The organism is Streptomyces purpurascens (assembly GCF_045040895.1).
In the GTDB taxonomy this organism is placed as follows: Bacteria; Actinomycetota; Actinomycetes; order Streptomycetales; family Streptomycetaceae; genus Streptomyces; species Streptomyces purpurascens.
The window spans coordinates 7,528,432-7,551,502 of the sequence record NZ_CP108341.1; the positions used below are offsets into that span (position 1 = coordinate 7,528,432).

General features: G+C 72.6%; 21 protein-coding genes, 1 pseudogene and 2 riboswitches. Of the genes and pseudogenes, 9 read left to right on the top strand and 13 right to left on the bottom strand.

Annotated features, from left to right (window positions below; all coding sequences use genetic code 11):
* Positions 1-32: 32 nt before the first annotated feature.
* Together OHU35_RS34245 and OHU35_RS34250 are read right to left on the bottom strand one after the other, a co-directional pair.
* Positions 33-671, bottom strand: coding sequence for a hypothetical protein (locus tag OHU35_RS34245; protein ID WP_189721348.1), 639 nt, complete (start codon positions 669-671; stop codon positions 33-35).
* An 85-nt stretch (positions 672-756) separates the two neighbouring features.
* Positions 757-1,965 carry a pyridoxal phosphate-dependent aminotransferase gene (locus tag OHU35_RS34250; RefSeq protein ID WP_189721347.1) on the bottom strand — a complete coding sequence of 403 codons (1,209 nt, stop codon included), beginning with the start codon at positions 1,963-1,965 and terminating at the stop codon, positions 757-759.
* Between the two features lie 88 nt (positions 1,966-2,053).
* Between OHU35_RS34250 and OHU35_RS34255 the strand changes: the two genes are divergently transcribed.
* Positions 2,054-2,680, top strand: coding sequence for a helix-turn-helix domain-containing protein (locus OHU35_RS34255; protein ID WP_189721346.1), 627 nt, complete (start codon positions 2,054-2,056; stop codon positions 2,678-2,680).
* Positions 2,681-2,717: 37 nt separating this feature from the next.
* On the opposite strand, the gene OHU35_RS34260 is transcribed toward OHU35_RS34255, so the two are convergent.
* From OHU35_RS34260 to OHU35_RS34270, 3 genes are read right to left on the bottom strand one after another with little or no spacing between them, the layout of a single operon-like run.
* Positions 2,718-3,515, bottom strand: a complete 798-nt coding sequence (locus OHU35_RS34260; RefSeq protein ID WP_189721345.1) for a hypothetical protein — start codon at positions 3,513-3,515, stop codon at positions 2,718-2,720.
* Positions 3,515-4,789, bottom strand: a complete 1,275-nt coding sequence (locus tag OHU35_RS34265; RefSeq protein ID WP_189721343.1) for a VWA domain-containing protein — start codon at positions 4,787-4,789, stop codon at positions 3,515-3,517. Before OHU35_RS34265 ends, OHU35_RS34260 begins: the two co-directional genes overlap by 1 nt.
* Positions 4,790-4,833: 44 nt before the next feature.
* The gene (locus OHU35_RS34270; protein ID WP_189721340.1) at positions 4,834-6,330 is read right to left on the bottom strand and encodes an IucA/IucC family protein; all 1,497 of its coding nucleotides are present in this window, start codon (positions 6,328-6,330) and stop codon (positions 4,834-4,836) included.
* A 156-nt stretch (positions 6,331-6,486) separates the two neighbouring features.
* Here OHU35_RS34270 and OHU35_RS34275 point away from each other — a divergent pair, with 156 nt between their 5' ends.
* Positions 6,487-7,956, top strand: a complete 1,470-nt coding sequence (locus OHU35_RS34275; protein ID WP_189721898.1) for an IucA/IucC family protein — start codon at positions 6,487-6,489, stop codon at positions 7,954-7,956.
* A gap of 99 nt (positions 7,957-8,055) precedes the next feature.
* On the opposite strand, the gene OHU35_RS34280 is transcribed toward OHU35_RS34275, so the two are convergent.
* Positions 8,056-8,910: a hypothetical protein gene (locus OHU35_RS34280; protein ID WP_229872752.1), complete on the bottom strand. Its 855-nt coding sequence runs from the start codon at positions 8,908-8,910 to the stop codon at positions 8,056-8,058.
* Between the two features lie 144 nt (positions 8,911-9,054).
* Positions 9,055-9,129: riboswitch (cobalamin riboswitch) on the bottom strand.
* 137 nt (positions 9,130-9,266) lie between these two features.
* Between OHU35_RS34280 and OHU35_RS34285 the strand changes: the two genes are divergently transcribed.
* Positions 9,267-9,422 (top strand): hypothetical protein, encoded by a 156-nt coding sequence (locus OHU35_RS34285; protein WP_372498740.1) that lies wholly within the window; start codon positions 9,267-9,269, stop codon positions 9,420-9,422.
* A 102-nt stretch (positions 9,423-9,524) separates the two neighbouring features.
* Positions 9,525-9,621, top strand: a riboswitch (cobalamin riboswitch).
* 61 nt (positions 9,622-9,682) lie between these two features.
* Complete coding sequence (locus OHU35_RS34290; RefSeq protein WP_189721336.1) at positions 9,683-10,054, top strand: (2Fe-2S) ferredoxin domain-containing protein; 372 nt, start codon at positions 9,683-9,685, stop codon at positions 10,052-10,054.
* A 30-nt stretch (positions 10,055-10,084) separates the two neighbouring features.
* Here OHU35_RS34290 and OHU35_RS34295 read toward each other — a convergent pair whose 3' ends face one another.
* From OHU35_RS34295 to OHU35_RS34310, 4 genes and pseudogenes are all read right to left on the bottom strand, one after another.
* A complete protein-coding gene (locus OHU35_RS34295; RefSeq protein ID WP_189721334.1) occupies positions 10,085-10,504 on the bottom strand; it encodes a universal stress protein in 420 nt (139 codons plus the stop codon).
* A 1-nt stretch (position 10,505) separates the two neighbouring features.
* Complete coding sequence (locus tag OHU35_RS34300) at positions 10,506-12,014, bottom strand: APC family permease (RefSeq protein WP_189721332.1); 1,509 nt, start codon at positions 12,012-12,014, stop codon at positions 10,506-10,508.
* A gap of 80 nt (positions 12,015-12,094) precedes the next feature.
* A pseudogene (locus OHU35_RS34305) lies at positions 12,095-12,187 on the bottom strand (ferrichrome ABC transporter permease); the annotation flags it as partial.
* Positions 12,188-12,193: 6 nt separating this feature from the next.
* Positions 12,194-13,354, bottom strand: a complete 1,161-nt coding sequence (locus OHU35_RS34310) for a serine hydrolase domain-containing protein (RefSeq protein WP_359888063.1) — start codon at positions 13,352-13,354, stop codon at positions 12,194-12,196.
* A 131-nt stretch (positions 13,355-13,485) separates the two neighbouring features.
* Between OHU35_RS34310 and OHU35_RS34315 the strand changes: the two genes are divergently transcribed.
* From OHU35_RS34315 to OHU35_RS34325, 3 genes are read left to right on the top strand one after another with little or no spacing between them, the layout of a single operon-like run.
* Positions 13,486-16,479: a BTAD domain-containing putative transcriptional regulator gene (locus tag OHU35_RS34315; RefSeq protein ID WP_189721328.1), complete on the top strand. Its 2,994-nt coding sequence runs from the start codon at positions 13,486-13,488 to the stop codon at positions 16,477-16,479.
* Positions 16,473-17,387: a HipA family kinase gene (locus tag OHU35_RS34320; protein ID WP_189721326.1), complete on the top strand. Its 915-nt coding sequence runs from the start codon at positions 16,473-16,475 to the stop codon at positions 17,385-17,387. The genes OHU35_RS34315 and OHU35_RS34320 overlap by 7 nt, the downstream gene beginning before the upstream one ends.
* Complete coding sequence (locus OHU35_RS34325) at positions 17,384-17,653, top strand: SelT/SelW/SelH family protein (RefSeq protein ID WP_184588795.1); 270 nt, start codon at positions 17,384-17,386, stop codon at positions 17,651-17,653. The genes OHU35_RS34320 and OHU35_RS34325 overlap by 4 nt, the downstream gene beginning before the upstream one ends.
* 16 nt (positions 17,654-17,669) lie before the next feature.
* On the opposite strand, the gene aceB is transcribed toward OHU35_RS34325, so the two are convergent.
* Positions 17,670-19,295, bottom strand: coding sequence for a malate synthase A (gene aceB / locus OHU35_RS34330; RefSeq protein ID WP_189721324.1), 1,626 nt, complete (start codon positions 19,293-19,295; stop codon positions 17,670-17,672).
* A 208-nt stretch (positions 19,296-19,503) separates the two neighbouring features.
* Positions 19,504-20,118: an NTP transferase domain-containing protein gene (locus tag OHU35_RS34335; RefSeq protein WP_189721322.1), complete on the bottom strand. Its 615-nt coding sequence runs from the start codon at positions 20,116-20,118 to the stop codon at positions 19,504-19,506.
* Positions 20,119-20,313: 195 nt separating this feature from the next.
* Between OHU35_RS34335 and OHU35_RS34340 the strand changes: the two genes are divergently transcribed.
* Complete coding sequence (locus tag OHU35_RS34340) at positions 20,314-20,643, top strand: DUF5955 family protein (protein WP_189721320.1); 330 nt, start codon at positions 20,314-20,316, stop codon at positions 20,641-20,643.
* Positions 20,644-20,676: 33 nt separating this feature from the next.
* Here the strand turns inward: OHU35_RS34340 and OHU35_RS34345 are convergent, their stop codons facing one another.
* Positions 20,677-21,477, bottom strand: a complete 801-nt coding sequence (locus tag OHU35_RS34345; RefSeq protein WP_189721318.1) for an IclR family transcriptional regulator — start codon at positions 21,475-21,477, stop codon at positions 20,677-20,679.
* A gap of 240 nt (positions 21,478-21,717) precedes the next feature.
* Between OHU35_RS34345 and allB the strand changes: the two genes are divergently transcribed.
* Positions 21,718-23,058 carry an allantoinase AllB gene (gene allB / locus OHU35_RS34350; protein ID WP_189721316.1) on the top strand — a complete coding sequence of 447 codons (1,341 nt, stop codon included), beginning with the start codon at positions 21,718-21,720 and terminating at the stop codon, positions 23,056-23,058.
* The last annotated feature ends 13 nt before the right edge of the window (positions 23,059-23,071 follow it).

The following is a 23,071-nucleotide window of genomic DNA, read 5'->3' on the forward strand; positions in this document are numbered from 1 at the left end:
CGCACAACGATCCACCGATCTTGGCATGCACATCACGCTCGGCGCGGCGAAGCCAGGAGATACCGGTTTCCGGTGCGCGGTTCGCGGTGGTCGCTCACCTGCCAGCCTGCCCCCTCCAGGGTGGCCGCGCAGGCGCGCAGTGCCTCGCCGTCCGGCTCGTGCACGGCCACGGCCTCCGGCTGTGGGGTCGTCCGCACCCGGTACCCCGAGGCGCCCGGGCCCGGCCCGGCCGGACGGTGCCCGGCCGCCTCCAGGGCGAGCGCGGCGGCCTCCGCCAGATGCTTACGCTCCCAGCCGCACGGCCGGTCCACGGCCCCGTCCGGGTTGGTCATCCGGCGCAGCTCCAGCAGGCCCTGCCAGGCGCTGTGCACCTCGCGGAGCCGGACCGGCCGCCCGGTTTCCGGCGCCGTCTCCTCGCCCCCGACGCGCGCAGCGAAGACGCCCGTCGACGCGGGGGCCTCACCGGCCGGCTCGGGCGTCCCCGTCACGCCCTGCCGTACCCGATGCCCCTCCGGCGTCAGAAAGTGATCGTGCGGCGGCCGGGGGTGCCGGAAGGCCAGCCCGCGCTTCACCAGCGCGGCGAGCTGCGCCTCCGTACCCCTGAGCCGCCCGGTGACCGGGTCGGCGGCGTCGATGACACGCCGCTGCGCGGCGGTCGGCGGTCGGGTCACGGCGCGCTCCTCTCCGGCCTCGGACAGGCCCCGGGGCACTCGCCCCACCTGCTCGAAGGCTACGACCCGCCACTGACAACCGGGCCTACTGGCGGTACCCGCTCAGGAACCGCCCGATCCGCCCGATGGCCGCCTCCAGATCATCGGCGTGCGGCAGGGTCAGGATCCGGAAGTGATCCGGGGTCGGCCAGTTGAAGCCCGTGCCCTGGACCACCTGGATCTTCTCCCGCAGCAGCAGGTCCAGGACGAACTTCTCGTCGTCGTGGATCTTGTGCACCTTGGGGTCGATGCGCGGGAAGGCGTAGAGCGCGCCCTTGGGCTTCACGCAGGTCACGCCCGGGATCTCGTTGAGCTTCTCCCAGGCCACGTCCCGCTGCTCCAGCAGCCGCCCGCCCGGCCTGGTGAGGTCGCCGATGGACTGCCGCCCGCCGAGCGCGGCCTGGATGGCGTACTGGGCGGGCGCGTTGGCGCACAGCCGCATGGAGGCCAGCATGGTGAGGCCCTCCAGGTAGTCCTTGGCGTGCTGCCGCGGGCCCGTGACCACCAGCCAGCCGGAGCGGAAGCCCGCGACGCGGTAGGTCTTCGACAGCCCGCAGAAGGTGAGAACGACCAGGTCGGGGGCGAGCGCGGCGGCGGAGTGGTGCACGGCGTCGTCGTAGAGGATCTGGTCGTAGATCTCGTCGGCGAACACCATCAGGCCGTGCCGCCGGGCGAGATCGAGGATGCCCTCGATGATCTCCTTGGGGTAGACCGCGCCGGTGGGGTTGTTCGGGTTGATGATCACGACCGCCTTCGTCCGGTCCGTGATCTTCGACGCCATGTCGTCCAGGTCCGGGTACCAGTCGGCCTGCTCGTCGCACAGGTAGTGGACGGCCTTGCCGCCCGCGAGGGTCGTCACCGCGGTCCACAGGGGGAAGTCCGGGGCGGGGATGAGGATCTCGTCGCCGTCCTCGAGCAGTGCCTGCACGGCCATGGAGACCAGCTCCGACACGCCGTTGCCGAGGAAGACGTCGTCGACGCCGACCTCCAGGCCCAGCGTCTGATAGCGCTGGGCGACCGCCCGGCGGGCGGACAGGACGCCGCGCGAGTCCGTGTAGCCGTGCGCCTGCGGCAGCATCCGGATCATGTCCTGGAGGATCTCCTCCGGCGCCTCGAACCCGAAGAGCGCGGGATTGCCGGTGTTCAGGCGCAGCACACTGTGCCCCGCCTCCTCCAGAGCGTTGGCGTGCTCGATGACCGGTCCGCGGATCTCGTAACAGACCTCGCTGAGCTTGCTCGACTGCCGGAACTCCATGCGCGCGCTTCCCCTCGGCCGACTTGTGTTGCTTGGTTTTACCAAGTAGCCCCTTGGAAAGTCCAACAACTTGTCTAGACTGCGTCGCATGCCACCTCGCCGAAGCTACGACCAGTACTGCTCCGCCGCCCGCGCGCTCGACCTGGTCGGCGACCGCTGGACCCTGCTGATCGTCCGTGAGCTCCTCGCCGGTCCCCGCCGCTACACCGACCTGCACGCGGACCTGCCCGGCGTCAGCACGGACGTACTCGCCTCTCGGCTCAGGGACATGGAGCGCGACGGCCTCGCGACCCGGCGCCGGCTGCCACCGCCAGGGGCGGCCTCGGTGTACGAACTCACCGATCGAGGGCGGGAGTTGCTGCCCGTGCTCCAGGCGCTGGGGGCGTGGGGGCAGGAGGAACTGGGGGAGCGGCGGCCGACGGACGCGGTACGGGCGCACTGGTTCGCCCTGCCCCTGCTGCGTCAGCTGGACGGGGAGGGCCTTGTCGAAGTCCGCCTGGAGGAAGGGCACTTCCACCTCCACGCCGGTGCCGAGGACGGGCCCGTGTACGGCGACGGGCCCGCCCCCGGGGAGCCGGACGCCCTGCTGGTCCTGGACACCGGGACATGTACGGCGATCGGCCGGGGCGAGCTGAGCCTGCTCCAGGCGGTCCGGGAGGGCCGGGTCGAGGTGAGCGGCGCCGGCACCCTCGCCAAGGCGCTGCGCGAGACATGACAGAAGGCCCGCACGTAGCGGGCCTTCCGAGTCCGGGTCAGGCGGCGGGCGGCACCCGTGACGGCCGCCCCGAGCCGCGCGTCAGCGCGTACCCGGCGACACCCGCCAGCGCGGCCAGCACGCCGCCGACGGCGGTCCACACCCACCGGTCCGACCACCAGCCGGACGCCCAGCCGTCCTCGGGTTCGAGCCCGGAAAGGACCGCCGAGGACTCCTCCTCGTCCCCGGACCTCGTCGCGATGCCCGGCACCAGCGGCTCGGCCAGCGAGCCGTCCACCGCGGCCGAGCCGCCGATGTCCCGGGAGTCCACCCGTACTTCGGAGTCGACCGGGAGGCCCAGGTCGGAGGCGGCGACGCCGGTGGCCGTCAGCCGGACGTAGTACGTCCCTGGCAGCGGGTCGTTCGCCCAGGGCTCCGACCAGGCGCGGACCGTGCGCAGCACGCAGGCCAGTTCGACGGAGCCGGCGTCCGCGGCGGCGGTGCGCGTCTGCGCCCCGTACTGGCAGGCCTGGCGGCGGCGCAGACCGTCGTACACGTCGATCTGCCAGGTCTGCGCGGCATGGGTGTCCGGCAGCTTCACCGTCGCCCCGACCGTGGGGCGCTGGCCGGTGTCGGCGGGGAACGACCAGTACAGGTAGTCACCCGTGGAGCCGCTCGCCGTGGCCCGCTGCCCCTGCTCGATCTCGGCCGCCGTACGGAACGACGTGCCCGCCTGCGTGGGTGCCGACGAGTCCGAGGCGTCCTGCGACGGACTCGGCGAGGAGTCGGCCGCCGCCGGAGCGGCGGCCAGCCCCAGGGTCAGCAACGCGGCGCTCAACGCACGTACCACTCGCATCAGTTGGTCCTCCAGACCGCGAACCGCCAGCGCGACAGCCAGCCCCAGACGAGACCGGCGAGGAAGCCGGTGAGGATCAGCGCGCCGAGCAGCCACCAGCCGCGGCCGAGACCGAAGGAGGCCACGTCGCCCGCCCCGCTCGGCCCGTCCACGACGTCGACGGTCAGCTCCAGCGGCAGCCCGGGCGTGGTCTTCACACCGGAGGCAGCCGAGAAGGAGTGGGTGACCGCCAGGCACACGGTCTCCGCGGCAGGCTTGTCACCGTCGGTGTCGTCGCGCTCGGGCTCGGGGTACCTGAGCCCCGTCGAGATCACGTCCGTACGGCCGTTGCCCGCCGCCTCGCCGCGCACGATCTCCCGGCCCTTGACCGTCACGGCCCGCATCAGCACGCCGTAGCCGGGGTTCACGGCCCGGTCGGCCGCGACACTCACCGAGGCACGCAGCTCCTGCCCCGGCAGCACCTCCACCCGGTACCAGCGCTGCTGCCCGAACTCCTCCCGGTCGGTGTACAGGCCCGACTTCAGTGTCGGTGCCTCCACGCACCGGGACGCGCCCTCCGCGGGCACCGGCGTCACCACCGGATCGGCCGCCCGGTCCACCAACTGGTTGACCTTGTCGGTGAGTTCGTCCTGGTGCTCCACCGAGGTGTACGTGCCGCCGGTGGCCTCCGCGATGCAGCTCAGCTGCCTGCTCAGCTTGGCCGTCGGCACCAGGCCCAGCGTGTCGATGGTCAGGCCTATGCCCTTCGCCGCGATCTCGCGGGCCACCTCGCACGGGTCGAGCGGGGCACAGGTGTCCTCGCCGTCGCTGATCAGCACGATGCGCTTGGAGCCGTCGCCGCCGTCCAGGTCGTCGGCCGCCTTCAGCAGGGCCGGGCCGATCGGCGTCCAGCCCGTCGGGGTGAGCGTGGCGACCGCCGTCTTGGCCTCGGTGCGGTCCAGCGGGCCGACCGGGTAGAGCTGCGCGGTGTCCTTGCAGCCCGTCTTCCGGTCGTCCCCGGGATAGTCGGCGCCGAGGGTGCGGATGCCGAGTTCGACCTCCTCGGGCGTCGCGTCGAGCACCTCGTTGAACGCCTTTTTCGCGGCGGCCATCCGCGACTGTCCGTCGATGTCCCGCGCCCGCATCGAGCCGCTCACATCGAGGACGAGGTCGACCTTGGGGGCGGCCTGGCCCGTGGGTTCGCCGGCGGCCGCTCCGGCCGGGAAGGCGATCCCGGCCGTCAACGCGGCGAGCAGGGCACCCACGCCCGCCGCCAGCCGTTTTCTTGTGATCATCGGCGGATCTTATTGACCGGCGGGGTCCTGCTCCAAAACGGGGCTCACGCCAGGGGATTGGGCAGTTCCGCCCACTGGTCCCCGGGCGTCTGCGGCGAGAGCCGCATCAGCGTCAGCGCCTTGGAGGGCACGGGCTCCGTACGCAGTGCGGTGAGGTCCGGGGAGCGCGGGAGGCCGGACACAGCCGTCTCCAGCGCCGCCGTGAGCGCCGCCCCCGACCCCGCCGTCCCGGCCAGCGCGCCCGCCACCAGCGAGCCGAACAGCTTGCGGCGGAGCGTGCGTTCGTCGTCCGTGACCATCCGGGCGGGCAGGTCGGGCACCGTGATGCCGTGCCGGGCCAGGCGGGCCGGGCTGACGCGGATGTCGGCCAGGTCGCGGTAGACAAGACGCAGCGGATCGCCCTCCGGCGAGAGGACCACGAGGAGGTTCTGGCCGTGTGCCTCCAGGGCCACGCCCAGCTCCAGCAGCCGCAGCCCGACGGTGAGGGTGAGGCGCGCGAAGCCGGCCAGCCAGGCGGGGGAGCGCGGGAGCGCGCTGGTGGCGAGCGCCGCCACCGGCAGGACCCGTTCACCGCTCCTGGCGTACGTCTGCGGCGACTCCCGCAGAACAGCCGCGAAGTCGGGGGAACCGGCCGCGGCGGCGCCCAGGGTGCGGGTCACGTGCAGCAGGCCGTCCGTGCGGCCGGCGGGCGTCTCGGCGAAGTCCGACAGCGCCGCGGACGCGGCCACCGAGGGCAGCGAGATGTCCCGCACCGACGACGTCAGCCGGGCGCTGAGCGAGGTCTTGACGTGCGGCCCGCCGGGCAGGGCGAGCGTCCGCAGGGACATCAGCGGATGCCCGGCGCGCCGCTCCTCGCACGCCCGCTTCAGCACATGCGCCGCCTGCCAGGGGTGCACCGGCAGCACCACACGCCGCCCGTCCCGCAGGTCCCGCGGCCACGCCCCCGTCACCAGGCACTCCTCCGCCCGGACCGGCACCAGCCCGAGCTCCACGACCGGCCGGTGCTCGGGCCCGTAGGCGAGCTGCTCGGCCACCGAGAAACCCGGCCGGGACCGGCAGGTGGGGTGGAACGGATGCCCGTCGACGATCCGCTGCTCCCACTCCCAGTCGTTCCCCGGCCACTCGTCCGCCGCGTGCCCCTCCTGCCCCGCTCTCGACAGCGCCAACGAGGCGACACTGTGCCCGAGTTCGGCGGCGAAGGAGGCGGAGTGCGGGACGGCGAGGTCCGTCACCAGCCGCGCCGGATCGTCGTACTCCGCCCCGTCGAGCCCTACGACGGTGACGTAGCCGCCGGTCGCGTACGGATCCGGCGGCGGGCCGTGCAGCCGGCGGCCGTCGGACAGGAACAGCGTCAGCCCGTCCCGGCCCGGCTCCCTGCGGGCCACCCAGGGCAGCGGATCATGGGCGAGACCGCGCCACAGACGGGACAGCACGGCCGCCCGGGCGCCGGGCAGTTCGGCCTCGTACCGCGGCAGCAGGCCGGGCCGTACGACGGCCAGTTCGTCGGCGACCTCGGCCTCGGCGGTGGGGGAACGGTGCACGGGCGGGCTCCTCGGGTACGAATAGGGCGTCACGGCGCGATGACGACGACCGACATACTGATCATCTCCGCCAGGAAGTCCGGAAGTCCCGGAAGGGCTGTGGGGAACGTAGAGAACACGAGCAACACAGGGAAACGAGTGGATCGCGTGGACCTCATGCCCCCGCCCGCCGACGCGTACGCCGCCGTGCCGCTGCTGAACTGCCTGCTGCGGGAGGTCGCCCGGCCGGTGCGCCGGACCGGTGAGCACCGGATCTACCGGCTGCCCGGCGGGGACCGTCTGCTGCGGGTGCGCGGGACACGGCGGCCAGCCGAGCCCGAGGTGCACGGGCCGGACGGCTGGCGGCGCGTCGGCCACACCGAACTGGTCAAACTCGTCGCCGAGGAACTGCGCCGGCACACCGGTCTTTCCAACCACGAACTGCCCGCCGAGATGATCGACAGCAGGGACGCCGTGGCCGCCTTGCTGGAGGCCCGCGACCGCGCGACCCCGCCCGACGACCCCTACCTGCGCTCCGAGCAGTGTCTCCTCACCGGCCACACCCACCACCCGGCCCCCAAGGCGCGCGGCGGCGGCCCGGCCGCGGGCTGGCTGCCGTACGCGCCCGAGGCGTACGCCCGCTTCCCGCTGACCCTGCTCGGGCTGCGCGAGGACTGCGTCGTCGAGGAGGGCGACACCTCGGCCCTCGACGCCCTCGGCACCGCCCCGCCCGGCTACCGGCTGCTCCCGGCCCACCCCTGGCAGCTCGACCTGGCGAGCGCGGAGCTCGCCGCCGCCCTCGCGGACGGCAGGCTGGTCCGGCTCGGCACGACCGCCTTCGACACCTGGCCCACGGCCGCGATCCGCACGCTCTACACACCCGGGCACGACCTCTTCCTGAAGTTCAGCCTGGACGTGCGCATCACCAACGACATCCGCCGGCTGTGGCGCCACGACCTGCTCGCCCTGCGCCGGACCGACGCGGCCGTGTGCGCCGCCTTCGAGACGTTCGACGGCCCACCGGCCTGGCTCGGCGACCGCGGGTACCGCACCGCCGGCTTCGCCTTCGAGGCCCTGGCCGTCCTCGTCCGCGACGGCTTCGCCGGCCGTCTCCTGCCCGGCGCGACCCCGCTGCTCGCCGCCGGACTCGTCGAGGGCTTCGACGGCAGCCCGCTCGACCGCGCCGCCGACCCCGAGGCGTGGTGGGCGGCGTATCTGGCGCAGGTGGTGCCCCCGGCCCTGGAGGCCTTCGCCCGGCACGGCGTCGTCATCGAGGCTCATCTGCAGAACGCCCTGGTCGCCGTGGACGCCGACGGCCTGCCCGTGCAGGCGCTGTACCGGGACGCCGAGGGCGTGAAACTGCTGCCGGACGTCTCCCGGGAATCCGGCTGGGAGCGACTGGTGTACTGCCTGGTCGTCAACCACCTCACCGAGATCGCCGGGGCCCTCGCCGACCGCCACCCCGGCTTCGACCCCTGGCCCGCCGCCCGCCGCGAACTCGCCCGCCACGACCTGCCCGAGATCTCCGCCCTGCTCACCTCGCCCACCCTCCCCGCCAAGACGAACCTCCTGTTGCGCTGGACGGGCGCGGACGGGGCCGACGCCCGCTACCTGCCGCTGCCCAACCCGCTCAGGGAAGGAACGTGACCAGGTGGTTGGTGGGTTCGTCGAGGACGAGCAGTACGAGTTGGTCGGTGAGCCGGACCAGGTCGGGAACCTTCAGGGCGTCGGCGATATGGGGGTGGATCACCCGTAGCCTCCTTGGGCGAAAGAGCACTGGTGGCCGAGCGAGCGGAAGAACGCGGACAGTTCGGATCTGACGCGGGAGCCCGGGCGGCGGGCGAAGAGATAGCCGGTCAGACAGCCCGTGTGCGCGACGAAGACACCGTCGGCACCGAACCGCTCCCGGTGGGCCAGCACCCGGTCGAACGTCGCTTTGGGCAGCACCTCCTGGGACAGCACGGCGCTGGTGGTCGCCGCCCGCGCCACGGCGGCGGCGTCGCCGCAGGCGAAGCCCTTCAGCAGGTCGGTCAGGCACTGCTCGTACTCCTCCCCGCGGCGCCGGTAGTGCTCCAGGAGCGGCGAGGTCACGGCGGCGGTGTCCACCGTGCCCGGCTCGATCACATAGGCGGTGTGGAAGCCGATGTCCGTGCCCAGCCGCCGCACCACCCGGTGCCGGCCGCTGAGATGCAGCGCGAACTCGTCGAGGAAGACGCTGTCGGACCGTTCGATCGCCGCCAGGATGCCGAGCACCACGTCGGTGTCGCAGGGCAGCGAGAAGATCCCCGACAGACAGCGCAGGGTCGCCACGATGTCCGCCGTCGAGCTGGCCATCCCGACGCCCACCGGCAGATCGGAGTGCGTGGTCCAGGTGCCCGGCGGCAGGGACAGGCCGTGGTGCTCCAGGAAGAGCCGGGCCGCCGTCAGGGACTTCTCCCCGAGCGGAAGCGGCTGCGCCGGCCCCGGCGTGAAGTGCACCCGGGAGTGGCGGTCCACGGGGAACGAGATCACCGCGATGTCCGGGTCGGGGCCCGCCCGCAGCGGCCCCTGGTACAGCTCGCCGAGCGTGCCGTGACAGACGCCGGACACGACACCGCGCACGTGCCTTCCTCCGTCCCTGAGCCCTGAACACACGGTCAGGGAGGGAGGCGCGGCCCGGCGCATGCCCTACGACCGCCGCTACCGCCGACCCAGTCCTCGAGGTCACCGTGCACAGCCCGCGCGTGACGCACGGGCGCAGTGGCAGGTCTTCGGACTCGCGGGCCGGCGTGCGCTCCCACTCACCGCTGCGGGACAGTCCCGGATTCCCACCGGGTTCCCCTGCGACCGCGCGCCTCAGCGTAAGGACGCCCGCAGCGGATGGAAAGGGTGCCTCCAGGGGCTCGGCGGGCCCCGGCCGGCTGCCGGTCTCCCGGCGGGTCCTGGAGCGCCGGCACCGCACCACGAGCCTGACCACGATGGCCCTGATGGCCGCGCACGCGCTGATGTTCGCGGCGGAACTCGTGCGCTACGGGCCGAACGGCTCGCCGGGCCGGGTGCGCGGGCGGGCGTGGCGTGGCCGGCCTGGGCGGCACGGGCTGCGGGGCGGATCGCCGCGGGGGCCGTCGTCGTAGGGCTCCTCGCCGTGGTGGCCTCCGGCCGGGACGGTGGCCGCGAACGCCCGGCCGAACCGCCCACGAGACGGAATGAACCCGCGCACCGGCCGCATGGAATGATGGCCGGCGACATGGCGACGGCGGAACGAGGAAGCCGGTGTGAATCCGGAGCGGTCCCGCCACTGTGACCGGCATCGGCCGGGAGCCAGGAGACTCACGCGGTCGCCTCCTCGACGAACCACCGGGGCGGATCTCCCCGGAGAGAGGAAGGGTGCGGCATGTCCGCAACCCCGGCCGGAGGGGTTCCGTGCCGCGTCGTCGTGTGCCGGGACTGCTGCTGCGGCAGCGGCAAGGTGACCGGCGTCGACCACGCGGCCCAGACCGAGCGGCTGCGCGAGGCGGCGCCCGTGCGGGTCTCCGAGTGCCTCGACGTCTGCGACCAGGCCAACGTCATCGTCGTACAGCCGTCCGCGGCGGGCCGGGCCGCCGGGGCCCGGCCGGTGTGGTTCGGTCTGGTCAACGACCCGGCCGCGACCGAGGACATCGTCTCCTGGGTCCGCGAGGGCGGCCCCGGCGTCGCCCCCCGGCCCGACATCCTCGACCTGTACGCCTTCAGCCCACTCGCGAAACGGCGCGCGGGCGGCTCCTGACCCGGCCGCGACACGGGAAGAACCGGGACCTCATGACTCGTCGGCCGGCACGCACAGAACGGGGACGTTCGAGAGGTGCAGCAGTTTGTGGGGGGTCGAGCCCAGCAGCGCGCCGCGCACCGGGCTCTCGCCCCATGTGCCCACCACGATCACCCGGCCGTCGTGGCGTGCCGCGGCGTCGATCAGGGCCTGCGCGGGCCGCTGGTCGATGAGTTCGACCCTGCTGGGCACGCCGGCCTCGTCGGCGACGCGGACCGCGTGAGCGAGCACGGTGCTCCCGGCCTCGCGCACGGCCGCGTGGTGGGCGGTGTACTCGTCGCCCGTGAGGCCCGGGGCCGCGGCGCCGTAGACGATCACCAGCGGTTCGCCGTACGCGGCCGCCACCTCGATCGCGACCCGCAGCGCGCGCCGGGCGCCCGGGGATTCGTCGTAGCCGAGGACCACCGACATCTCAGGACTCCTTGCCGTGCCGGCCGGGGACGAGGTCGGGGTCGACCACGCTGGGGTGTTCCGACCAGAAGACGGGGGCCATCAGCCGCCACACGACCATGAGGACCACGCCCGTGACGAGGATGCCGATCCCGATGACCAGCGGGGGACCGAGCCCCAACCACGAGACGCCGCTGTAGGAGTTGGCGGGGTCGGACATGTCCGCCACGGATTCCACCAGCAGCCAGGCCAGCAACCCGGCACCGATCAGGGGGCCGAGCCCGATCAGGAAGAAGTTGCGGGCACTGCGGGTCAGCTGGCGGCGGTAGTAGACCGCACAGGCGACACCCGTGAGCGCGTAGTAGAACGCGATCAGCAGGGACAGCGCGGTCAGCGAGTCGAAGAGGGCGTTCTCGCTGAGCTGGTAGAGGACGAGATACCAGACGATGGCGATGCCGGCGACCCACCAGGTGCTCACGTCGGGGGTGCGGAACCGCGGGTTGATGCGGCCGAAGTGAGCGGGCAGCGCGTGCCGGCGTGCCATCGACAGGCCCGTGCGCGACGCCGGGATGATCGTCGTCTGCGTGGACGCGAGCGCGGACGTCGAGACAGCCAGCAGCACGACCCAGTCCCAGCCGCCCATCGCCTCTTCGGCGAGCAGCGCGAAGATGAACTCCTCCTCCGCCGCGTTCTCCGCCAGGTAGGCCGTTCCGGCGTAGCCCACGACCGCGAAGGCGACCGCGAGGTAGGTCACCAGCAGCAGCACCGTCGACCACACGGCCGCCTTGCCGGGCGCGGTGGCGGAGTCCTCGACCTCCTCGGTGAGGTTGACCGCCGACTCCCACCCCCAGTAGATGAACACGCCCAGCAGCAGGGAGGCGGTCAGGGACGCCCCGCCCGCTCCGAAGGGATCGAGCCAGCTGAACTTCGGTTGGACGGAGTCGAGGGTGCCGGTGTCGGCGTAGACGCGGTAGAGCGCCACCACGGCGAAGACCAGCAGACAGGCGACCTGCGCCAGGATGAGGACGTTCTGGATCCTGGCCGACACCTCGGTGCCGATCACGCACAGGGCCGTCATCACCACGATGAGGAGCACCGTGAGCACTTGGCGCACGACGTCGTTGTCCGCCCAGCTGTCCAGGCCGACGGCGAGCAGGAAGAAGGTCACGGCGACATCCGCCAGCGACCCGACGACCAGGACGCCCGTCATCGTGATGGCCCAGCCGCCCAGCCAGCCCGCCCACGGACCCATGGCCCGGGTGACCCACGAGAAGGTCGTGCCGCAGTCCTGGTCGACCTTGTTGAGGTAGTAGAACGCCGACGCGATCAGCAGCATCGGCACGAACGACGCGATCATCACCCCGGGGGCGTAGATGCCCACCAAGGCCACGATCGGGCCGATGACCGCCGCCACCGAGTACGCCGGTGAGGTCGCGTTGAGCCCGATGACCAGCGCGTCGAGGAACCCGATCGCATTGGGCTTCAGGCTCGCGGACGGTGGCGGGCCCGCGTCCGTGATGTCCTTGGCCATGCTCCCTCACTCCCGTTGTGCCTGGCTCCATACAACAGGTAGGCGTGAGGCATTTTAGCCATTGATGACTCTTTGGGTTCTTATGTCGCCTTTCGGCTTCGCGCCAGCAGACGCAGGAAGTGCGGCGTGCCGATCACGGCCGTCATCAGCCCGGCGCCCAGCTGGGCGGGGGCCTAGCCTTACCGGGGATTCCGGGGCGGGCAGAACTCGGCCGAGACGACGTTCTTCCCGCCGCCGACCCAGTCCCCGTTGAAGTTCAGGGTGATCATGTGGCGGCCGTCCCTGGAGCCGAAGGACTGGGTCGAGGAGCCGTGGATCCCGCCCGAGTGGCCCCAGACCGGGACCCCGCAGCTCGTCTCGTACTCGATGAGGCCCAGGCCGTAGCGCTGGCCCGGCAGATTGCCCTCCGTCGAGACCGTCCTAGTCATCTGCCGGAGCTGGGCCGGACGCAGCAGCCTGCCGCCGAACAGCGCGCTGAAGAAGCGGTTGAGGTCGGCGGAGTTGCTGATCATCTCGCCCGCCGCCCACGCCCAGGACGGGTTGAGCTCGGTCACGTCGTAGGTCTTGCCCGGGTCCTCGGTGAAGGTGGAGTAGTGCCGGGTGGGCGCGGGCACGTGCGGGTCCCTCCCGGGGAAGCGCGTGGCGCGCATCCCCAGCGGCCCGGTGACGCGCCGTTCGATCTCCTCGGCGTAGGGCCGGCCGGTCAGCTTCTCGACGATCAGCCCGAGCAGCAGGTAGTTGGTGTTGGAGTACTTCCAGGAGGTGCCGGGCTCGAACTGGGGAGGGTTCTCCAGGGCGAGGGCGATGACCTGCTGCGGAGTCCAGTCGTCGTAGCGGGTCTCGAGGAAGTCGATGCCGAGCACCTTCTTCGCGAACGTGGCGTCGTCGGTGAAGTTGAAGATGCCGCTGGTGTGGTTCATCAGCTGACGCACCGTGATCTTCGTACCGTCGTGGCCGTTCCCCCGCACCAGCCCGGGCAGGTAGTGGTCGACCGTGGCATCGAGGTCGACCCTTCCCTCCGCCTGGAGCTGGAGCATGACGGTGGCCACCAGGGTCTTGGTGACACTTCCCGCGCGGAAGCGGTCGCCGTGGCCGCGCGGCTGCTTCGTGGTGAGGTCGGCGACGCCCGAGGTGCCCTTCCACACTCCACGGGTGTCGCGCACCTCCGCGACGACTCCCGGCACACCGGCGGCGACGGCGGCGTCCATGGCGGCCTGGGTGGCGCCGTGCCCGGGCCCTCGCGTCTCCGTCGCGGCCGCCGGCGTGGACAGCAGGGCCGTACTCGTCGCCGCGATCGCCGTCACGCAGACCAGCGTCGTCCGTATCGGGCGTGTCGACATGTGCACCGACCTCTCTCGGCTCGTGGGAGGGACATCGTTCCGACCGGCCCTAACAGGCTCCCCATGCGCCGCTAACAACGATGTGTGACGCTCTTCGAGCGAGAGCCGATGCCGAACACGGGGGAGTGCTGGTGAAGTTCGCGGTACTGGGAGCACTGACGACGGCCGACGACGACGGCGTGGCCTTCGTCGTCCGGGGAGCGAAGCCCCGTGCGCTGCTCGCCGTCCTGCTGCTGGAACCGAACCGCACCGTGCCGACGGACACGGTGACGGCGGCGCTGTGGGGCGAGGACCCGCCGCCGACCGCCACGGCCTCGCTGCACAACCACGTCGCCCGGCTGCGCCGCGACCTCCGCGACGCCGGCGGCACCCGGCTGCGCACCATGCCCCACGGTCTCGAACTGCGGGTCGATGCCGACGAGTTGGACCGCGACGCGTTCGAGGGGCGGGTGCGCCGGGCGGTGGCGGCCCGCAACCGGGAGGACTGGGAGACGGCGGAGCGTGCGGCGGGCGCCGCGCTCGCCCTGTGGCGCGGCACCCCCTTCGCGGACGTGCCCGCAGTCGCCGGGCGCCCCGTCGTCACCTTTCTCCAGGAACAGCGGCTCCAGGCGCTGGAATGCCGCTTCGAGGCCCTGCTGCGCCTGGGCCGTCCCGACGGGCTCGCGGCCGACCTGGGCCTCCTCGTCGAGGAGCATCCGTTCCGGGAGGCGCTGCACCGTCAGCTGATCCTCGTCCTCGGCCGCACCGGCCGCCGAGCCGAGGCGCTGGCCCGCTTCCGGTCCCTGCGCCGGAACCTGGTCGAGGAACTCGGGGTCGAGCCGGGCCCGGCCCTCCAGGACGCCCACCGGGAAGTGCTGCGCGGCGCCACCCGCCGGCACCGCGAACCGCCCGCTCCCGCCGACCCGTTCACGGCCGCCGCGTCCGAACCTCCGGCCGTGCCCGGGCGGACGCCCCCGCGGCCGGAGCAACTCCCCGCGCCGCCCGACGGGTTCGTCGGCCGCGCCGAGCACATCGCCGAGATCCGTACCGCGCTGGAGTCGGACCGCGCCGGCACCGCGTGCGCGGTGATCAGCGGCATGCCGGGCGTCGGCAAGACAGGCCTCGCCCTGCACATCGCGGACCAGCTCAGGCCCGTGTTCCCGGACGGCCGCCTCTACCTCAACCTGCACGGCGCCACACCCGGCATCGCCCCCCTCACACCCGCCGACGCCCTCGCCGCCCTCCTGCACGGCCTGGGGGTGGACACCCGGCGGATCCCCGGCGACGAGGCGGCCGGCTCCGCCCTGCTGCGCTCCGCGCTGGCCGCCACCCGCACCCTCCTGGTCCTCGACGACGCGGCATCGGTGAGCCAGGTGCGTCCCCTGCTCCCGGCAGGCGCCGGCTGCGCCGTACTGCTGACCAGCAGACAGCCGCTGGCCACCCTCGGAGCCGCCACGCACGTCCGGCTCGAACCGCTCCCGCCGCAGGACGGCGCCCTCCTGCTGGAGCGGGCCGCGGGCCGCACCTGGGCCGCGGCCGACGCCCGGCCGGTCGCCCGGCTGGCTGACCTGTGCGGCCACCTCCCCCTGGCGCTGCGCATCTGCGCGGCCCGCCTCAGGAGCCGGACGGCGCTGTCGGTGGAGAAACTGGTGGAACGCCTCGCCCGGCTGGAGGACCGCCTGGACCACCTCGAACTGGAGGACCTCAGCGTCCGCCGCTCCCTGACGGCGGCCCACGAGGCACTCACCGGCTCGGGCGACCCCCGCGACCGCGACGCCGCCACGGCCCTCGCTCTCGTCGGCGCACTGGACCTGCCCGAGTACGGCGCACCGCTGATGGCCGTCGCGACGGGCTCCTCCGAACGCGGCGCCGAACAGGCCCTGGACCGCCTGGCGGAGGTGGCGCTGCTCCAGGAGACGCACTGGGGCCGCTACGTCCCGCACGACCTGGTCCGCGACTTCGCCCGGGAACTCGCCGACCGGCCGGACGCCCGGGCCGGGAACACCGACGCCGTCGAACGCGCCCTGCGCTGGTACCGGCAGCGGCTCGCCCGATGCGCCGCCGCTCTCCGTCCGGGGCCCGGCCGGGCGCCCGAACAGTCCGGGGACGCCCCGGCCTTCGCCGACGCGTCGGCGGCACTCGCCTGGGGCGACACGGAGGCCGCGAACCTGCTCTTCCTGGCCGACACCGGCGCCCACGGACGCCTGGGACCCGGCCGCACCCTGGAACTGATCAACTCCCTGTTTCCCTATCTGCACGACCGGGGCCGGGCGCGGGACCTCGAACGCCTGACGCGGCACGCCATCGCGCTCGCCAGATCGGGCGGCGACGCCGCGGCCGAGGCACGGGCCCTCGGCCAGCTCGCCTCCGCGCACTACTCGGCCGGACGCGTCCGCCAGGCACTGCTCCTGCTGGACGAAGCCGTGGAGCTCAGCGGGCACCTCTGCGACGACGCTGCCCGGATGCGGCACCTCGGCAACCGGGCCGCGCTGCTGCGGGAACTCGGCCGCGGCGCCGAGGCCCGGGCGACGCTGGCACGGTGTCTCGCGCTGCGTCCCGACACCCTCGCGCCGGGCGAGGAGGCGACGCTCGTCGGCCACCAGGGGAACGTCGCCGAACTCGGCGACCCGCGCTCGGCCCTCTCGTTCCACCTGCGCAGCCGGGACCTCGCCCGGCAGGGCGGCAGTGCCGTGCTCGAACAGGTCGCCCTGTGCAACGCGGGCCGCGCCCATCTGGCCCTCGGCGAGCCCGCCCGGGCCCTGCGGAGTTTCGACGAGGCGCTGAGCGCCACAGCCTCCGGCGCCGGCCACTGGAACGCCGAGCGGGAGGCCCGCCTGGGCCGCTCACAGGCCCTGCGGGCGCTCGGCCGTCCCGGACCCGCCCGGGAGGCGTGCGAGGCACTGATCCGGGAAGCCGCCGCACGCGGCGACTCCTACGGGCGGGGCCTCGCCGAGTACGAGCTGGGCCACCTCCTGAGGGAGCTCGGGGACGAGGGGGCGGCCCTGACCCGGTGGCGCGGCGCGCTGACGGCCCTGGACGGCACGGACGCCCCGATGCTCGCCGACCTGCGCACCCGCACGGGGGCGACCACTCCTTACTATGCTCAGGTCATCCCGGAGGCCGGAAGCGAGGGGCGCACATGCTGAGAGAGGTCACCGCCACCCGCTACGTCGCACCCCTGCACTCCGGCGGCTCCGTCCCCGGCGTCGTCGAGGCGGACGACCTGGGCACCTACGTCGTCAAATTCACCGGCTCCGCGCAGGGCCGCAAGGCGCTGGTCGCCGAGGTGATCGTGGGCGAACTGGCCCGTGCCCTCGGGCTGCGGTTCCCCGAGCTGGTGCTGGTGCACTTCGACCCGGCGGTCGCGGACGCCGAGCCCCACCAGGAGGTGCGGGAGCTGCACGCGGCCAGCGCGGGTGTGAACCTCGGCATGGACCATCTGCCGGGCGCCCGGGACTTCACGCCGGAGATCGCCCGGGTCTTCCCCGTCGACCCCCTGGAGGCGGGGAAGGTCGTCTGGCTCGACGCCCTCACCGTGAACGTCGACCGTACGGTCCACAGCTCCAACCTGATGGTCTGGCCCACCCTGGGCGTCGCGCCCCCGCGCCTGTGGCTGATCGACCACGGCGCCGCCCTCGTCTTCCACCACCGCTGGGACGGCGCCGACCCGGCCAAGGCCTACGACTTCCGGCACCACGCCCTCGGCCACTACGGGCCCGATGTGCGGGCCGCCGACGCCGAGTTGGCTCCCCGGGTGACCGAGGAGCTGCTGCGCGGCATCCTCGCGGAGGTCCCCGACGCCTGGCTCGCGGACGAGCCCGGCTTCGCCGGTCCGGACGAGGCGCGTGAGGCGTATGTGACGTACCTCCACGCGCGCGTGCGGTCCTCCGAGGCCTGGCTGCCCACCGGCTTCCCCAGCCGGGAGGAGCTCGCCGCCGAGGAGGCCGTCCGGGCGGCGAGAACCAGGCAAGGACGACCCGCGTGGCTCAAGCAGGTCCCCGACCTGCACGGCAAGCCCGCGGCCCAACAGGATTGGTCGGTGCACCTCGGATGAGTGGCCGTGTGGAGATCGAGTACTGCACCCAGTGCCGCTGGCTGCCCCGAGCGGCATGGCTGGCGCAGGAGCTGCTCACGACCTTCGAGGCGGAGCTGACGGAACTGGCGCTGAAGCCGGGCAAGGGCGGCGTGTTCGTCGTCCGCGTCGGCGACGAGGTCGTCTGGGACCGGCGCGAGCAGGGCTTCCCCGAACCGACCGCCGTGAAGAAGGCCGTACGCGACCGAGTGGCCCCGGGAAAGACCCTGGGCCACTCGGAGCGCTAGCGGTCCGGCCCGCGCGTCAGCCCTTGAGCTGCTCGTACGCCGGCAGCGTGAGGAAGTCGGCGTAGTCCTCGTCGAGGGAGACCGTCAGCAGCAGGTCGTGCGCCTGCTGCCAGTTGCCGGCCGCGAAGGCCTCGTCGCCGATCTCGGCGCGGAGGTTCGCCAGTTCCTCGGCGGCGACCTTGCGGGCCAGCTCGGCGGTGACCTGCTCGCCGTTGTCGAGGACGACCTCCGCGTTGATCCACTGCCAGATCTGCGAGCGGGAGATCTCGGCGGTGGCCGCGTCCTCCATCAGGTTGAAGATCGCGACCGCGCCGAGCCCGCGCAGCCAGGCCTCGATGTAACGGATGCCGACCTGCACGGCGTTGACCAGACCCGCGTACGAGGGCTTGGCGTCGAGCGAGTCGATGGCGATCAGGTCGGCCGCCTTGACGTCGACGTCCTCGCGCAGCCGGTCCTTCTGGTTGGGCTTCTCGCCGAGAACCTTGTCGAAGGACTCCATGGCGATCGGCACCAGGTCGGGGTGGGCGACCCAGGAGCCGTCGAAACCGTCGTTCGCCTCGCGGTCCTTGTCGGCACGGACCTTCTCGAAGGCGACCTTGTTGACCTCCGCGTCCCGGCGGGACGGGATGAAGGCCGCCATGCCGCCGATCGCGTGCGCGCCGCGCTTGTGGCAGGTGCGGACGAGGAGTTCGGTGTAGGCGCGCATGAACGGGGCCGTCATCGTCACCGCGTTGCGGTCCGGCAGGACGAACTTCGCTCCGCCGTCACGGAAGTTCTTGACGATGGAGAAGAGGTAGTCCCAGCGGCCGGCGTTCAGCCCCGAGGCGTGGTCGCGCAGCTCGTAGAGGATCTCCTCCATCTCGTACGCGGCCGTGATCGTCTCGATCAGCACGGTCGCGCGGACGGTGCCCTGCGGGATGCCGACGTACTCCTGGGCGAAGACGAAGACCTCGTTCCAGAGGCGGGCCTCCAGGTGCGACTCCGTCTTGGGGAGGTAGAAGTACGGACCCTTGCCGAGGCCCAGCAGGCGCTTGGCGTTGTGGAAGAAGTACAAGCCGAAGTCGACCAGCGCGCCGGGCACCGGGGTGCCGTCCGCGTCGACGAGGTGACGCTCGTTCAGGTGCCAGCCGCGCGGGCGCATGACGACCGTGGCGAGTTCCTCGTTCGCCTTCAGGGCGTACGACTTACCGGACTTCGCGTCCGTGAAGTCGATGTTCCGGGTGTAGGCGTCGCTCAGGTTGAGCTGGCCGAGGACCACGTTCTCCCAGGTGGGCGCGGAGGCGTCCTCGAAGTCCGCGAGCCACACCTTGGCGCCCGAGTTGAGGGCGTTGATGGTCATCTTGCGGTCGGTGGGGCCGGTGATCTCGACCCGGCGGTCGTTCAGGGCGTCCGGACTCGGGGCGACCTTCCAGGAGTCGTCGGCGCGGATCGCGGCGGTCTCCGGGAGGAAGTCGAGGGTGGAGGTGCGGGCGATCTCGGCGCGGCGCTTGGCGCGGCGGGCGAGGAGTTCGTCACGCCGGGGCGTGAACCGACGGTGCAGCTCGGCCACGAAGGCCAGCGCCGCTTCGGTGAGGACCTCCTCCTGCCGGGGCAGGGACTCGGCGTCGACGATGGCCAGCGGTGACGGCGCTGGTGCGGACATGAACGGTCACTTCCTTCAGCGAGCTACGAAGACGAGCCTGCGGTTCGGCACCGGGTGCCAGTCTTCCCGGATACGGGCGTTCGGCGCCCGCGGAGCCCTCGGGCGCTTCTGAACTGTGGATACTAGTTTCCTCATAGTGGAAGTTCAATCGTGTGTTGATGTCGAGACTCTTCGGGTCGAGGAAAGGTGGCGCTCCGTGCCACCCCGCTCACTCAAGGTGGGCCAGATCGGCCTCGGTGTCGATGTCGAAGGGCCGGGCCACGTCCCCGCACTCGACGAGCGCGATCGCCCGCTCGTGTTCCTTCAGATAGGCGCGTGCCCCCCGGTCCCCGGTGGCCGTCGCGGCGATGCCCGCCCAGTGGGCGGCGCCGAACAGGACCGGATGGCCCCGCACCCCGTCGTACGCGGCCGACACCAGCGATTCCTCGCCCTGGTGCGCCCCGAGGACCCGGGCCACCGCCTCCGGGCCGATGCCGGGCTGGTCGACGAGCGAGACCAGGGCGGCCCGGGCGCCCGTACCGGCGAGCGAGTCGAGTCCGGCCCGCAGGGACGTGCCCATGCCCTGCTCCCAGTCGGGGTTGTCGACGAGGACGCAGCCCGGCAGGGCGGCTCGTTCGCGCACTTCTTCGGAGCGGGCGCCCAGTACTACGTGGATCCGTGCGCAACCGCCCTCCCGCAGCACCCGCACCGCGTGCTCCACGAGCGGCCGCCCCCGATGGGGGAGCAGTGCCTTGGGCCGCCCTCCGAGGCGTCGCCCGCCCCCGGCGGCGAGCAGTACCCCGGCAACCTCCCGGGTCTCTCCCGGCGTCTTACGTGTCGTCATGGGTCCTGCATACCGCACGATCTCGGGCCGAGAAGTCACGCAGCGGAGCAAGTCGATGACGCAATGGACTGGCGCCTGGTGGGCCCTGTCGTTTAATCTCGCCCGCACCGACCGTCCGGGCGTCCGGCCGATGCCCGGTGTGGGGGACTTCGCGTCGGAATGGCACGCGCACGACGAGGTGCGAGGGGGAGGACTGTGTTGCGGAGCGTGGAGCAGAAGCGGCAGGGGCCTGTGACCAGCGGCGACGAGGACCCGCGCGTGACGGAGCTGCGCTCCGCCGTGTCCGGGCTGCGCCGCCGGCTCGCCGCCCATCCCGGCGATTTCGCCGACCGGGGCATCGCCGAGGAGGAACTGGCCGCGCTGGACGCGATGGCCGTCGCCGGCATCCCCGAGATCCCGCGGCTGCGCCGCTCCCTGCTGCTGATCGCCGGCGCGATCGGCTCGGTGAGCGCGCTGTCCCCCGGCCTGTCGGAGGTCCGCCGGGCCGTGGACCTCTTCGGAGGGCCGGTGCGCGGGGAGGGCTGAGCCGCCGCGCGGCCAGGGTCGGTCAGCGTGCCGTCATGACGCGGGGCTCTGGTTGGCCAGAGCCTCCGACAGTTCGGCGGCGACCTGCTGGAGCACCGGCACGATCTTGTCCGTCGCCGCCTCCGTGACCCGGCCCGCCGGGCCGGAGATGGAGATGGCCGCGGCGGTGGGGGAGTCGGGCACCGAGACCGCCAGGCAGCGGACCCCGATCTCCTGCTCGTTGTCGTCGATCGCGTAGCCCTGCCGGCGTACGTCCTCCAGCGCCGTGATGAACCCGTCGGGCGTCGTGATCGTCTTCTCCGTCGCGGCGGGCATGCCCGTGCGGTGGAGCAGGGCGCGCACCTCCTCCGCCGGGAAGCCGGCGAGCAGGGCCTTGCCCACGCCCGTGGAGTGCGGCAGCACGCGTCGGCCGACCTCCGTGAACATGCGCATCGAGTGCTTCGACGGCACCTGTGCGACGTAGACGATCTCGTCCCCGTCCAGCAGCGCCATGTTCGCCGTCTCGCCGGTCTCCTCGACCAGCCGGGCGAGGTAGGGCCGTGCCCAGGTGCCCAGCAGCCGGGAGGCCGACTCGCCGAGGCGGATCAGGCGGGGGCCGAGCGCGTACCGCCGGTTCGGCTGCTGACGTACGTACCCGCAGGCCACCAGGGTGCGCATCAGGCGGTGGATGGTCGGCAGGGGCAGTCCGCTGCTCGCGGACAACTCGCTCAGGCCGACCTCGCCACCCGCGTCCGCCATCCGTTCGAGCAGGTCGAAGGCGCGCTCCAGGGACTGTACGCCGCCGTTGGCGGAGGACCGGGCGGAGTCGGTGGTGCTGGCGCTGGACGTCGGCACGGCGCGTTCCTTTCGGGGCTGGCGGCGGAAGAGCAGAAGCCTACCCGGCAGTCGGTTGACTCCCCGCTCGTACGTAGCTACGTTCTGCGTACTAAAAGTTTAATTCCGCTTTGTGGAAACGTCCAGGAGTGGCCACATGAAGGGCGCCCAAGTCCAGTGTGCCCTTGACTGGCAGGGGAGAGGGAGTGAAACTCCTTCAACAGAAAGTTGAATTCCGGTAGGTGGAAGTAAGGGGTTCGGGTGTCCGACGCTGAACTGGTGCTTCGCTCGACGCGTGTCATCACTCCCGACGGGACGCGCGCCGCGTCCGTCGCGGTCGCCGACGGCACGATCACGGCCGTCCTCCCGTACGACGCGCCCGTACCGGAGGGCGCCCGCCTGGAGGATCTGGGCGACCACGTCCTGCTGCCCGGCCTGGTCGACACCCACGTCCATGTGAACGACCCCGGCCGCACCGAGTGGGAGGGCTTCTGGACCGCCACCCGCGCCGCGGCGGCCGGCGGCATCACGACCCTCGTCGACATGCCCCTCAACTCCCTTCCGCCGACCACCACCGTCGCGCACCTCCGTACGAAACAGCGGGTCGCCGCCGACAAGGCGCACATCGACGTCGGCTTCTGGGGCGGCGCCCTGCCCGACAACGTCAAGGACCTGCGCCCGCTGCACGAGGCCGGCGTCTTCGGCTTCAAGGCGTTCCTGTCGCCCTCCGGCGTGGACGAGTTCCCGCACCTCGAGCGCGACCCGCTCGCCCGCTCCATGGCCGAGATCGCCGCCCTCGACGGCCTGCTCATCGTGCACGCCGAGGACCCGCACCTCCTCGCCTCGGCCCCACAGCAGCCCGGCCCCAGGTACGCCGACTTCCTCGCCTCCCGCCCCCGGGACGCCGAGGACACCGCCATCGCCCAGCTCATCCGCGAGGCGAAGGCCCTCCACGCGCGCGTGCACATCCTGCACCTGTCCTCCAGCGACGCCCTGCCGATGATCGCCGAGGCGAAGGCGGAGGGCGTCCGCCTCACCGTGGAGACCTGCCCCCACTACCTGACCCTCACCGCGGAGGAAGTCCCCGACGGCGCCAGCGAGTTCAAGTGCTGCCCGCCGATCCGGGAGTCCGCCAACCAGGACCTGCTCTGGCAGGCGCTGGCCGACGGCACCATCGACTGCGTCGTCACCGACCACTCCCCGTCCACCGCCGACCTCAAGACGGACGACTTCGCTACGGCATGGGGTGGCATCTCCGGACTCCAGCTGAGCCTGGCGGCGGTGTGGACGGCGGCCCGCGAGCGGGGTCACGGCCTGGAGGACGTGGTCCGCTGGATGTCCGCGCGGACCTCCGAACTGGTCGGACTCGACACCCGCAAGGGCGCCATCGCGGCGGGCCGCGACGCCGACTTCGCCGTCCTCGCACCCGACGAGACCTTCACCGTCGACCCGGCGGCCCTCCAGCACCGCAACCACGTCACGGCGTACTCGGGGAAGACCCTGCACGGCGTCGTGAAGTCCACCTGGCTGCGCGGGCAGCGCATCGTCGCGGACGGCGAGTTCACCGAACCGAAGGGCCGACTCCTCACCCGGCAGCCCTAGACCTCCCCGCACC